Raw genomic sequence first — 12,443 nt, forward strand, 5'->3', positions numbered from 1 at the left:
GCCGGTGGCGCGATCGGGGTCTCCTGGTTGATGATCGCTCTCCCCTTGTTGGGGGCGTTCATCCTCCTGGTGTTCAACCGGTTCACCAACCGGTGGGGCCACCTGCTGGGCGTGGCCATGTCCCTCGCCTCGTTCGTCGTGGCTGTGCTGGCGTTCTTCGAAATCCTCGGACTCGGGGACGATCAGCGTCGCCAGGCCGTGCATCTGTACGAGTTCATCCCCGGCATGGTCGACATGGGGCTGCTCATCGACCCGCTGTCGATCAGCTTCGCCCTTCTGATCACCGGTGTCGGATCGCTGATCCACATCTACTCGATCGGCTACATGTCGCACGACGAGCACCGGCGCAGGTTCTTCGCGTACCTGAACCTGTTCGTCGCCGCGATGCTCCTGCTGGTGCTGTCCGACAACTACGTCGGGTTGTTCATCGGCTGGGAGGGCGTGGGTCTCGCGTCCTATCTGCTGATCGGGTTCTGGCAGTTCAAGCCCTCGGCGGCGGTCGCGGCGAAGAAGGCGTTCGTCGTCAACCGCGTCGGTGACTTCGGCCTGCTGGTCGGCATGTTCATCATCTGGACCACGTTCGGCACGCTGAGCTTCGGCAAGCTGACGCACGCGGTCGTCTCAGGTCAGGGCGACGGCACGCTCACGGCGATCGGACTGCTGCTGCTCCTCGGCGCGTGCGGCAAGTCGGCGCAGCTCCCGCTGCAGTCCTGGCTCCTCGACGCCATGGAGGGCCCGACCCCGGTCTCGGCCCTGATCCACGCGGCGACCATGGTCACCGCCGGCGTCTACCTGGTCGTGCGATCCGGCGCGTTCTTCGAGGCGTCCGACGTCGCCTCGCTGGTCGTGACGATCGTCGGTGTGGCCACGCTGCTCGCCGGTGCGATCATCGGTTGCGCGAAGGACGACATCAAGAAGGGCCTGGCCGGCTCGACGATGTCGCAGATCGGCTACATGATGCTCGGCGCGGGCCTCGGCCCGGCGGGCTACGCCTTCGCCATCGCGCACCTCATCGCCCACGGCTTCTTCAAGGCCGACATGTTCCTCGGCGCCGGATCGGTCATGCACGGCATGAACGACGAGGTGAACATGAGGAAGTACGGCGGCCTGCGCAAGTTCATGCCGATCACGTTCGTCACGTTCATGGTGGGCTACCTCGCCATCATCGGCTTCCCGTTCCTGTCCGGCTTCTACACCAAGGACGGGATCATCGAGACGGCCATGGAGCACGGCGCCTGGATGGGCTGGCTGGCCGTCCTGGGCGCGGGCATCACCGGCTTCTACATGTCGCGCATGATCTTCATGACGTTCTTCGGCGAGAAGCGCTGGGACAAGGAAGCACACCCGCACGAGTCGCCCGCGGTGATGACCCTGCCGCTGATCCTGCTGTCGGTCGGCTCGGTCGTCCTCGGCTACTTCCTCATCAACGACAACCGCCTGATGAAGTTCCTCTCGCCGGCCGTCGGCCTGCCCGAGGAGCTGCCGTCGTTCCACGTGTTCAGCACCACGACGGTGGGTCTGGCCACGCTCGTGCTCGTGGCCGTCGGCGCGGCCTACGCGTGGATGCGCTACGGCCGCGCGCAGGTGCCGGTGGTGCAGCCGCGCGGCTCCTTCCTCACCACGTTCGCCCGCCGTGACCTGTACGGCGACGCCCTCAACGAGTCCCTGTTCATGCGTCCCGGCCAGTGGCTGACCCGCATCGCGGTGTTCTTCGACAACCGCGGCGTCGACGGGCTGGTCAACGGTCTGGCGGCAGGCATCGGCGGGAGCTCGGGTCGCCTGCGCAGGCTCCAGACGGGCTTCGCGCGAACGTACGCGCTGTCCATCCTGATCGGTGCCGCCCTGCTGACCGGCGCCCTGCTCCTCGTTGGGAACATCTGATGTCACCCTGGCTCCCGATACTCATGGCGGTGCCCGTTGTGGGCGCCATCGTGGTGGCCCTGCTTCCCAAGGGCGGCGACAAGCTGGCCAAGCAGGTCACGCTGGCGGTCTCGCTGCTGACGATGGTGCTGACGGGCGTCATGGCCGCCGGGTTCAAGCCCGGTGGCGAGCGCTTCCAGTTCAAGGCGGAGTACGACTGGATCCCGAGCTTCGGCGTGAAGTTCGGGGTCGGCGTCGACGGCGTCGCCCTGGTGCTGATCGCCCTGTCGGTCGTGCTGGTGCCGATCGTCGTCCTGGCCTCCTGGCACGACGCCGACGGCGTCAGGACCTCGGACGGCACGCTGATCACGCCCAAGCGGTCGGTCAAGACGTACTTCTCGCTGCTGCTCGTCCTTGAGACGATGATGATCGGCGTCTTCGCGGCGACCGACGTCTTCCTCTTCTACGTGTTCTTCGAAGCCATGCTGATCCCGATGTACTTCATGATCGGGTCGTACGGCGGCGCCCAGCGGTCGTACGCGGCCGTCAAGTTCCTGCTGTACTCGCTCTTCGGCGGCCTGCTCATGCTGGTCGCGGTCATCGGCCTGTACGTGCTGGCGAACAAGGGCACGTTCATGTTCGAGCCGCTCGTCGGGGCCATCAAGGACCCGACGACGCAGAAGTGGCTGTTCGGCGGCTTCTTCATCGCCTTCGCCATCAAGGCGCCGCTCTGGCCGGTGCACACCTGGCTGCCCGACGCGGCCGCCCAGGCCCCGGCCGGCGCCGCCGTGCTGCTCGTGGGCGTGCTCGACAAGGTCGGCACGTTCGGCATGCTCCGCTTCTGCCTGGAGCTGTTCCCCGACGCGGCCAAGGCGTTCACGATGCCGATCGTCGTCCTGGCGGTCATCAGCATCATCTACGGCGCGATCGTGGCCATCGGCCAGACCGACATGAAGCGGCTCATCGCCTACACGTCGATCTCGCACTTCGGCTTCATCGTGCTCGGCGTCTTCGCCATGTCGTCGGTCGCCCAGTCCGGCGCGGCCCTCTACATGGTCAACCACGGCTTCGCCACGGGCGCGCTGTTCCTCGCCGCCGGGTTCCTCATCGCCCGGCGCGGCTCGCCGTTCATCGCCGACTACGGCGGCGTCCAGAAGGTCGCCCCGGTGCTCGCCGGCTTCTTCCTGGTCGCCGGTCTGGCCGGTCTCTCGCTGCCCGGACTGTCGTCCTTCGTCAGCGAGTTCATGGTGATGATCGGCACGTACTCCAGCGAGGCGCACGGCTCCGGCGCGCTGACGGTAGCCGCGATCATCTCCGCGGTGGCCGTGATCCTGGCCGCCGTCTACATCCTGTGGATGGTCCAGCGCACCCTGAACGGTCCGACCGCCGAGCCGGTCAAGGCGTTCAAGGACCTCAACGCCCGGGAGATCTGGGTGCTGGCGCCGCTGGTCGCGCTGATCATCGGGTTCGGCTTCTTCCCCAAGCCGCTGCTCGACGTGATCAACCCGTCCGTGCAGCAGACGCTGACCAACGTGCACGTGCCCACTGCCACCATCGCTGAGAAGGGGACAGGTCAGTGAACGACGTCATCCCAGCGCCGACGATCGAGTACGGCACGCTGGCGCCGTTGCTGATCATCTTCGGCGCTGCCTGCATCGGCGTGCTCGTCGAGGCGTTCGCGCCCCGCTACCTGCGCAAGTCCATCCACGTCCCGCTCACGCTGCTCAGCCTGATCGGCGCGTTCGCGCTGGTCATCCTGCAGGTCATGCGCGGCGTGCCCACCCAGGCCGCCGCCATGGGCGCGGTCGCGGTGGACGGTCCCGCCCTGTTCATCTGGGGCGTGATCATCGTCCTGTCGTTCGTGTCGGTGCTGCTGATCAACGACGAGGGCCACTTCGTGGCCTCGGCGGCGGCCGTGCCGGGCAGCGCGGACGAGGAGGAGGCCGAGGCGGCCGACAACGGCGCCGGGCAGACCGAGGTCTACCCGCTGGTGCTGTTCGCGGTCGGCGGCATGCTGCTCTTCCCGGCCTCGCACGACCTGCTGACGATGTTCGTGGCCCTTGAGGTCATGTCGCTGCCGCTGTACCTGCTGTGCGGCCTGGCCCGCCGGCGCCGCCTGCTGTCGCAGGAGGCTTCGATGAAGTACTTCCTGCTCGGCGCGTTCTCCTCGGCGTTCTTCCTGTACGGCACCGCCATGATCTACGGCTACGCGGGCACCGTCTCGCTGCCCGGGATCAACGCCGCCCTGGCCAAGGGCGCGCTGCTCGACCCGCTGCTCATGGCCGGGCTCGCGCTGCTCGGCGTCGGCCTGCTGTTCAAGATCGGCGCCGCGCCCTTCCAGGCGTGGAAGCCCGACGTCTACCAGGGCGCCCCGACCCCCATCACCGCTCTCATGGCCTCCGGCACGCTCGTCGCGGCCGTCGGCGCCCTGCTGCGGGTGTTCTGGGTCGGTCTGGGCAACCTGGACTGGAACTGGCGGCCGGTCATGTGGGCCGTCGCGGCCCTGACGATGATCGTCGGCTCGATCCTGGCGATCACGCAGACCGACATCAAGCGCATGCTGGCCTACTCCTCCATCGCGCACGCGGGCTTCCTGCTCGTCGGCGTGATGGCGACGTTCGGCTCGGCCGGGCAGAACGCCCAGTCGCTCAAGTCGATCCTGTTCTACCTGGCGGTCTACGGCATCACCACGGTCGGCGCGTTCGCGGTGGTCACGCTGGTGCGCGACCCCGGCGGCGAGGCGGGACACCTGTCGCGCTGGGCCGGGCTCGGCAAGCGGTCGCCGGTGCTCGCCGGGGTGTTCGCCTTCTTCCTGCTCGCCTTCGCCGGAATCCCGCTGACCAGCGGCTTCTTCGGCAAGTACGCCGTGTTCGCGGCCGCGCTGAACAGCGGCACGCAGCCCGGCGACTCGATGGGCGGCTGGATGGCCGGCCTGGTCGTGGTGGGCGTGGTGGCCTCGGCCATCGCCGCCTTCTTCTACGTCCGGGTCATCGTGCTGATGTTCTTCAGCGAGCCCGCGGCCGACGGCCCGGCGATCTCGGTGCCCAGTATGGGGACCGTGGCCGTCATCGCCGTTTCCCTGCTGGTTACCGTAGGAGTGGGGCTCTACCCGGAGACCCTCCTCGGTGTCGCCAACGACGCCGCTTCGGCTCTGTTCATTAGATAAGGGGATCTCGTATGTCTGCGCCGCCCGTGGTTGACCTTCCCATCGAGGACGAACGGTTGGCGCAGGACGTGGCCACCGGACTGGCCGCGGTCGAGAAGCTCCTGCGCTCGTCGGTGGAGAGCGAGGACGCCTTCGTCACGGAGGCGTCCAAGCACCTCATCGAGGCGGGCGGCAAGCGGTTCCGCACACTGATGGTGCTGCTCGCGGCCCAGTTCGGCGACCCGTCCGCGCCGGGTGTCGTGCCCGGCGCGGTGGTCATCGAACTGACCCACCTGGGCTCGCTCTACCACGACGACGTCATGGACGAGGCCCCGGTGCGCCGGGGCTCGCCCTCGGCAAACGCCCGGTGGGACAACACCGTGGCGATCCTCACCGGCGACTACCTGTTCGCCCAGGCCTCGGACCTCCTGGCCGACCTCGGCCCCGAGCTCATCCGCATCCAGGCCCAGACGTTCTCCCGCCTCGTCCAGGGGCAGATCCGCGAGACGATCGGCCCGCGCGACGGCGAGGACCCCGTCGGCCACTACCTGAGCGTCCTGGCCGACAAGACGGGCTCCCTCATCGCCGCCTCCGGCCGGTTCGGCGCGCTGCTGTCCGGCGCCCCCGCCGACGTCGAGGAGCGGCTGAGCCGCGCCTGCGAGGCCGTCGGGGTGGCCTGGCAGCTCGGCGACGACCTGCTCGACGTGGCCTCCTCGGGCGCCCAGTCGGGCAAGACCCCCGGCACCGACCTGCGCGAGGGCGTCCATACCCTGCCGGTCCTCTACGCGCTCACCAGCGGCGAGCAGTCGCGGCTGACCGAGCTGCTGTCCGGCCCGGTGCCGGAGGAGCACGTGGAGGAGGCGCTCACCCTGCTGCGGGCCCACCCGGCCATGGAGCGGGCCCGCGCCGAGCTGACCGCGTGGGTCGACCGGGCCCGCGTCGACCTCTCCGCCCTGCCCGACATCCCGGCCAGGGCGGCGTTCCTAGCTCTCTGCGACTACGTGGTCGAGCGTTCGGGCTGACCGCCTGACCCGGGCGGCCGTCCGTGCCGCCCGGAGGCTGTCGTAGGTGAAGATGGCCAGGGCCAGCCACACGATCGAGAACCCGATCCACCGGCTGGGCGGCATGACCTCGCCGGCGATCGTCACCCCCACGATGAACTGCAGGATCGGCGCGATGTACTGCAGCACTCCGACGGTGCTCAGCGGCACCCGGATCGCCGCCGCGCCGAAGAAGATCAGCGGCACGGCCGTGATGATCCCGGCCCCCACCAGCAGCAGCGCGTGCCCGAGGCCCTGCTGCCCGAACGTGGCCTGCCCCGCGAACTCCAGATAGATCAGGTACCCGAGCGCCGGCAGCAGCAGCACCAGCGTCTCGACGGCCAGGCTCTCGGTGGCGGCCACGTTCGCCTGCTTCTTGGCCAGCCCGTACACGCCGAAGCTGACGGCGAGCGTGAGCGCGATCCAGGGGAGCCTGCCGTAGTCCAGGGTCAGCACGACCACCGCCAGCGCCGCGAAGCCGACCGCCGTCCACTGCAGCGGACGCAGCCGCTCCCGCAGCACCAGCACCCCGAACAGCACGCTGACCAGCGGGTTGATGAAGTAGCCGAGGGCGCTCTCGACCACGTGGCCGGTGTTGACCGCGTAGATGTAGGTGCCCCAGTTGACGGTGATGACGATGGCGGCGATCGTCAGCAGGACGAGCTTGCGCGGTTGCCGGGCCAGCTCCCTGAACCAGCTCCAATGCCGGCGCACGGCCAGCACGACGGCGACGGCGACCAGGGACCAGACCATCCGATGAGCCAGGATCTCCACGGCTCCGGACGGTTTGAGCAGCGGCCAGTACAGGGGGAACAGCCCCCACATGGTGTAGGCGGCGATCCCGAACAGCACACCGCGCCGAAGGTCAGGCATGTAACCCATTTTCGGGCCTTACCAGCTTAAATACAAATGTGTGTCACTATACGGGAATGTTTAGGCATCCTTAACTGTTCGGGCGTTGTGTAGGCGCAATCCCGCCACCCACGTCACGCCGCCGCCCGCGGCGCTGCGTAGGGTGGAGACACCTGATGGAGGTGGCACGATGGGCTGGCTGTTCGGCGGCAACAAGACATCGATGGTCCGTCCCGAGGACGCTCTGCCGGGCCGCTCGGAGGCGATGCCCGTGCCCGCGCGGCACGCGGTCCTCGACGCTCCGCTCGCCCCGCCGTACCCCTCGGGCCTGGAGGTGGCCGACTTCGGGCTGGGCTGCTTCTGGGGGGCCGAGCGCAAGTTCTGGCAGACGCCCGGGGTGGTGACGACCGCCGTCGGCTACCAGGGCGGCTACACCCCCAACCCGACGTACGAGGAGGTCTGCAGCGGCCTCACCGGGCACACCGAGGCCGTCCGGGTGGTGTTCGACCCGGCCCAGGTGTCGTACGAGGAGCTGCTGAAGGTCTTCTGGGAGAACCACGACCCGACGCAGGGCATGCGCCAGGGCAACGACACCGGCACCCAGTACCGGTCGGCGATCTACTACCACTCGCCGGAGCAGGAGAAGGCGGCGGAGACGTCCCGCGCCGCCTACCAGCAGGTCCTCACCCAGGCCGGCTACGGCACCATAACCACCGAAATAGCCCAGGCCAAGCCTTTCTACTACGCCGAGGACTATCACCAGCAGTACCTGTACAAGGTCCCCAACGGCTACTGCGGCATCGGCGGCACGGGTGTGGCCTGCCCCGTCGGTCTGACCTCCGGCGAAGCCTGACCTGCCGAACGCGGGCCGTGCCGCCAGAGCGGCCCGCCTTCGGGGACACATGAGCCCGTCCATCAGGACGTGGAAGACGCGGTCCACAATGCGGATAGTGGAAGAGCGCGCATGCGGTCCCCGAATGGGAGCGTTTCCTGGCCCGCGTACAGGACGTACCCGGCCATGAGCCGGTCGCCCAGTTTGCGGGCCAGATGCTGCAAGCCTCTGAAGTCATCGGCACGTACGGTTTCGGTCGCCTTGACTTCGATGCCGATGATCTCGCCAGAGGCTCGTTCGAGTATGCCGTCGACTTCGACCCCATCTCTATCTCGGTAGTGATAGAGCTGTACAGGCTCCTCGGACCACGTGAGCTGGCGGGCCAGCTCGCCGACCGCCGCCGATGAGCCGGGTGGGCCGGGCCTGCGCCAGCCACGTCCGAGCCGTCCGCGGAGCTGTCCGCGTGTCCAGCATGAAGTCGCGGTGGCGCACCTGGTCCAGGACGTACTTGTTGTAGTCGGGGCCCGCGGCGGGGGCCCAGCCCTTGTACGTACCCGGCCGTTCGGCGGGCTTGACGCCGTCGGGGCAGGCGCCGTCGGAGCTGAGGAAGTTGTAGCCGCCCTGGTTGAAGCTGGTGCCGACGGTGACGAAGCGGTCGCCGAGCCGCTCGCGCAGCTCGCCGCCTATCGGGGCCGGCACGTACGTGGTGTCGATCGGGGTGTAGCTCAGGTGCGCGTTCAGCCCGGACACCTGGATCTTGGCGTCCGTCACACGGTTCCACCAGGCGACGTTGTCGGCCAGCACCTGGTTCCGGTAGATCGCCGCCTGGCGGCGGCCGTCCGCGCTGGCCTGGTCGGAGGCGAAGTCGGTGAAGGTCTGCGACAGCGCGCGGGCGTGCTGGAGCGTCCATCGGTCGGCGCCCTCCCTCTGGAGGAGCTTCAGGGCCTGGGTGGCCCGCTCGGCGTTGTCCTGCCGAGTCTCCAGGGGTACGGCCAGCGCCAGCCTCATGTACTCGCCGGCGTTTTTCGTGGTGGGGCGCAGCCCGTCGTACAGCCGGGTGAGCTCGGGCAGCAGGGCGGGTCGGTGCTGTTTGGCGTACGCCAGCACCTTGTCGAAGAGGATGTCGTCGGGGTAGAGCAGCCGCACCGCCGAACGACTGCACGTCACCCCGGCCCGGATCACGAAGGCGATCCAGAAACAGGAACGCCAGATCGGCGCCCCGCTCGTCGAACGGACCCCAGGTCGGTACGGCTGACGCCGCTCGGTCGGCAGCTCCGCGACGATCTCTGGCCGATGTACAGCGGCCTCCAGGAGAGCATGCGCCGAGCCAGGCTGGCCGCCGAGGGCATCACCGGCGTGCTGCGCGTCGGCGTGATCCCGCACAATTCGCACGACCTGCGGCGCTACTGGGACACGTTCCGCAGCAACCACCCCCAGTGGAAGCTGCAGATCCGCATCTCCCCCTTCGCCGATCCGTTCGCCGGGTTGCGGCGCGGCGACATCGACGTCCTCGTCGCGTGGCTGCCCGTTGAAGAACCCGACCTGACCACGGGGCCGGTCCTGTTCACGGACCCGCGCCTGCTGGCCGTGTCCGCCGATCACGAACTCACCCGGCACGCCACCGGCCTGGTGGAGATGCTCGCCGATTTCCCGCACGTGGACACTCCGTCCAGGCCCGACTACTGGGCGGACGGCTTCCTCCCGACCCGGACTCCTGTGAGCCATCGAATCGAGCGCGGCCCCCTGGCGCTCAACACCGAGGAGATCCTTTCCCTGGTCACCACCGGGGAGACCGTCAGTCTCGTCGCCCACCACATGAGGCGGTACTACCTCCGGCCCGACATCACGTACCTGCCGCTCCGGGACGACGATCCGCTGAAGTTCGCACTGGTGTGGTCGACCGAAGCGGAGAACGCTCTGATTCGCGCCCTCGCTCAGACCGTCCGCGACCTCGGCCCCCTCGACCTGCTCACCCTCTGACCGGTCGGGCGCCGAAACTCATCCGCGGGGCCGCCGCGGACGGCTGGCTGACTCCTCCGCGACGATGTACGCCAGGACTGCTCGGCAGGGGGCGGCGTACATTCGGGACTGACGACGGACATCAGATTGTGTTCTGACATAGACTGCGGGAGTGAGCACTAGTCATGCCGACGCAGTGACCTTCTCTGATCTGTCGAGGAATCCGCGAGCGGTCGCGGAACGGGCCGCACGTCTTGGACGGGTACGTGTCACGCATCGAGACGCTCCGGACTTCTACCTCACCGCAGCTGATCGTGAGGAAGAGCGGGAACGGACGCTGGCCACCGCCTCGCGCTTGTTCCTTGCGTTGATCAAGCACGATCCCACCGCGCGCGCCCTGGTCATCGCCATGCCAGAGGTCTTCCCGTGGGTTCGCCACCTGTCGTCCACCGAACTGCGTGCCTTCACGCTGGAATTGGTCGAGGCGCTCTCCGACGCGGCTGAACTGGATGTCGACGCCACCAGCCAAGAGGTCATAGCGGGCTGGCGAGCCACTGCGAGGATCAAGGCGGATCCTGCCCACTATGCCGAGGCTCGTAAGGCCACGAGCGGCGACTTCGGGCCGGTGCAGGTTTCCGTTTGAGCCCGAAGCGGGGTGACAGGGTTACGGTCCCGCCCCCTGACGATGAATGGGATGTCCGGTTCGGCACCGGCGAGGCGGTCCGCGGCTGGGAGGAACTGTGCCGCCATGCGTTGGCCAATACCCGTCGATGCTTCGAGATCCTGCGCCTTGATCCGCGCACGGGTGCCAGTCGTTATCGACAACATCGTCTACGTGGCGATCTCGCATCCCATCGTCACAACGGCAGGATTTGGAGCAGTGGGAGTTCGAGATCACCAGCGGTGGGCGTGTGCGGTACGTCATCGATGACACCACTCGTACCGTCTGGGTGATCTACGCATCACCTCGACACCCGAAGGACACCGAGTAGGTAGTCATTGCTTCGTGAAGTTGGGCGCCTACCAGTAGGTCAGGGCGAAGGTACGGCGCGCCGCCGCACCCCGTCCTCCGGCCGAACGCTGCGGCTGGGCTGGTCGCCGTGGGGCGACGGTCCGAGGCTTCGTTCCTCAGCCCCGGCTGATCGAAGGCTGTGAGGCCTTCTGGGGCGTGTCAGATCTGTGCCAGGACGGGCGGGGGCGCGGTCACTCCCGGCTGCTGGCGTCGTCACCCGGTTCAGCGCTTGTGGCTGGGGTCAGAACTTGCCTGACTGTACCTCTATGCGGTGTCCCAGTTGCTTGCTCAACTCCGTGTGGAAGCTGACGCTGAGAGGTGGCCATCCCCAGAAGTCGAATGCGAGCGCCCCGAGGTCGAAACCGGACCCGAACTGCCACTCGGTGACCGGAACGGAGGCGCCGCATGAGGAGCAGGTGACATTCCCTTCACCGGTCTCCTTCCAGGTGTCGATGCCGTCGCTGAACGGCTGCCAAGCCGCCTGGTCGGCCTCCCACGCGTTCGGGTAGTCGATGATCACAGTCGTCGCGTCACATCGTGGGCAGGTCGCGGAGTCCGCCTCGCTCATCCCCTGCCCTCCGACGTGGTGATCCCGCCCGACGATGACCGCCACCGGGCCCGGTATCCACGTCGGGTCCGAGGAATCAGCCACTGCTCGTTGCCAGTTGGGGCCGGGCTCGTAGCCGTCGTCCACTTGCAGGCTGTACATGCCGTCGCTGGACCTTTCGCGCGTGATCAGCCCTTCGGCAACCATCCAGTCGACCACCCGCTCTGCGAGCGACTCAGCCTCTTGGCCGGTCACCTCGACATCGACGATCCGCTCGAAGTGGTCACCCATCGTCTTTCAACTCCTTCTCGATAGCTGATGCCCACTGTGCCACTCTCCTGAGAGAGTGGCGCCGTTCTCTCACTCACCCCGCGGCCCTGTCGGCTTTCAGCATGTGCTGGAAGGGGATACTCGTGGTTTTCAGTACGGCCGGATCGTGCTGTGCCGCAGGCCATATCTGAAGGTAGTGGTCATCAACGGAGCAGCGCTCTTCGGCCATTCCTCGGACGTGATATCGCAGACGGTATGTGCCGGGACCGGAAAGCAACGGGGAAAGGTCGTGCGCCTTTTCGTCGTCCCAATCCATGAGCCATCCGGCCAAGAAAACCTGGCCCGACGGGGAGTCGAAACTGATCTCCACGATGTCCTCATAGCCGTCAAGGTCAGCGCCCGGATCCTGGTCGGCGACCGTCACGGTGAAGGGGATCAGCCCCCAAAGTGTGGCGATGTTCAGGCTGGCGAAGCCTCTTCCCTCTGCTGTGACGAGGCCGACCGAGTGGGCCGGCGAGTCCTCTGGCCTGCCGTTGGGCTCGTGGTCTCCCTCGTCCAGGAGATAGACCTGACCGCAGTCTGCGACCTCCACATCAATCCGCTTCGTGTGCGTGACGGGAGACTCTTCTCTGGTCATGGGCGCGAAGCGTAGAGTCCGGCACCGACAATCTCGGTCGGCCGGTGCCGGACCTGTTTCTGCTGAGCCGCGGCGGATCGTCTCGCATAGCATCGTGAACATGGACGAGGCCACCACCGTAAGGCTCCCGCACGGGCAGAACCTCAGGTGCGACACATGCCAGAGCGAGATCTTCGAGTCCCGTCAGTGGAAGCTGCAGACGACCGGAATGAGTTTCATGGGCCTGGACTGGGCCAACCGAGACGCGACCTGCTTCGTCTGTACCACTTGTCGGCGGATTCACTGGTTC

Annotated in this window: 11 protein-coding genes and 2 pseudogenes; 8 read left to right on the forward strand and 5 right to left on the reverse strand. The window is 67.5% G+C overall.

The genetic code is table 11. From position 1 onward, the window contains the following. Positions 1-30 precede the first annotated feature (30 nt). The 4 genes from nuoL to ACIBQ6_RS20885 are packed head-to-tail and all read left to right on the forward strand — an operon-like array spanning position 31 to position 6,027. Entirely contained in the window at positions 31-1,881 is a 1,851-nt protein-coding gene (gene nuoL / locus ACIBQ6_RS20870) for an NADH-quinone oxidoreductase subunit L (protein WP_358290765.1), read from the forward strand. After that, the gene (locus ACIBQ6_RS20875; RefSeq protein ID WP_364082555.1) at positions 1,881-3,440 is read left to right on the forward strand and encodes an NADH-quinone oxidoreductase subunit M; all 1,560 of its coding nucleotides are present in this window, start codon (positions 1,881-1,883) and stop codon (positions 3,438-3,440) included. Before nuoL ends, ACIBQ6_RS20875 begins: the two co-directional genes overlap by 1 nt. Further along, positions 3,437-5,026 carry an NADH-quinone oxidoreductase subunit NuoN gene (nuoN, locus tag ACIBQ6_RS20880; RefSeq protein WP_397213675.1) on the forward strand — a complete coding sequence of 530 codons (1,590 nt, stop codon included), beginning with the start codon at positions 3,437-3,439 and terminating at the stop codon, positions 5,024-5,026. Before ACIBQ6_RS20875 ends, nuoN begins: the two co-directional genes overlap by 4 nt. A gap of 11 nt (positions 5,027-5,037) precedes the next feature. Further along, positions 5,038-6,027: a polyprenyl synthetase family protein gene (locus ACIBQ6_RS20885; RefSeq protein ID WP_358290236.1), complete on the forward strand. Its 990-nt coding sequence runs from the start codon at positions 5,038-5,040 to the stop codon at positions 6,025-6,027. On the opposite strand, the gene rarD is transcribed toward ACIBQ6_RS20885, so the two are convergent. Continuing rightward, positions 5,989-6,918 (reverse strand): EamA family transporter RarD, encoded by a 930-nt coding sequence (gene rarD, locus ACIBQ6_RS20890; protein WP_364327278.1) that lies wholly within the window; start codon positions 6,916-6,918, stop codon positions 5,989-5,991. The two genes, ACIBQ6_RS20885 and rarD, sit on opposite strands and share 39 nt — an antisense overlap. Before the next feature lie 169 nt (positions 6,919-7,087). On the opposite strand from rarD, the gene msrA reads away from it, so the two are divergent. Continuing rightward, a complete protein-coding gene (msrA, locus tag ACIBQ6_RS20895; RefSeq protein WP_387678086.1) occupies positions 7,088-7,750 on the forward strand; it encodes a peptide-methionine (S)-S-oxide reductase MsrA in 663 nt (220 codons plus the stop codon). A 296-nt stretch (positions 7,751-8,046) separates the two neighbouring features. Here the strand turns inward: msrA and ACIBQ6_RS20900 are convergent. After that, positions 8,047-8,115 (reverse strand): annotated as a pseudogene (locus ACIBQ6_RS20900) (hypothetical protein); the annotation flags it as partial. Between the two features lie 22 nt (positions 8,116-8,137). Beyond that, positions 8,138-8,911 (reverse strand): annotated as a pseudogene (locus ACIBQ6_RS20905) (erythromycin esterase family protein); the annotation flags it as partial. Positions 8,912-8,918: 7 nt separating this feature from the next. On the opposite strand from ACIBQ6_RS20905, the gene ACIBQ6_RS20910 reads away from it, so the two are divergent. The 3 genes from ACIBQ6_RS20910 to ACIBQ6_RS20920 all read left to right on the forward strand — a co-directional run bounded on the left by ACIBQ6_RS20910 (position 8,919) and on the right by ACIBQ6_RS20920 (position 10,331). Further along, on the forward strand, positions 8,919-8,984 hold the full coding sequence (locus tag ACIBQ6_RS20910; protein WP_364415979.1) for a hypothetical protein: 66 nt from the start codon (positions 8,919-8,921) through the stop codon (positions 8,982-8,984). A gap of 62 nt (positions 8,985-9,046) precedes the next feature. After that, positions 9,047-9,709 (forward strand): LysR substrate-binding domain-containing protein, encoded by a 663-nt coding sequence (locus ACIBQ6_RS20915; RefSeq protein ID WP_397213679.1) that lies wholly within the window; start codon positions 9,047-9,049, stop codon positions 9,707-9,709. A gap of 151 nt (positions 9,710-9,860) precedes the next feature. Then, the gene (locus ACIBQ6_RS20920) at positions 9,861-10,331 is read left to right on the forward strand and encodes a hypothetical protein (protein WP_358290195.1); all 471 of its coding nucleotides are present in this window, start codon (positions 9,861-9,863) and stop codon (positions 10,329-10,331) included. Positions 10,332-10,941: 610 nt separating this feature from the next. Here the strand turns inward: ACIBQ6_RS20920 and ACIBQ6_RS20925 are convergent. Continuing rightward, on the reverse strand, positions 10,942-11,538 hold the full coding sequence (locus tag ACIBQ6_RS20925; RefSeq protein ID WP_397213681.1) for a hypothetical protein: 597 nt from the start codon (positions 11,536-11,538) through the stop codon (positions 10,942-10,944). 73 nt (positions 11,539-11,611) lie between these two features. After that, on the reverse strand, positions 11,612-12,154 hold the full coding sequence (locus tag ACIBQ6_RS20930; protein ID WP_397213683.1) for a hypothetical protein: 543 nt from the start codon (positions 12,152-12,154) through the stop codon (positions 11,612-11,614). Positions 12,155-12,443: the final 289 nt, after the last annotated feature.

Source organism: Nonomuraea sp. NPDC049655 (assembly GCF_044465465.1).
Classification (GTDB): Bacteria; Actinomycetota; Actinomycetes; order Streptosporangiales; family Streptosporangiaceae; genus Nonomuraea.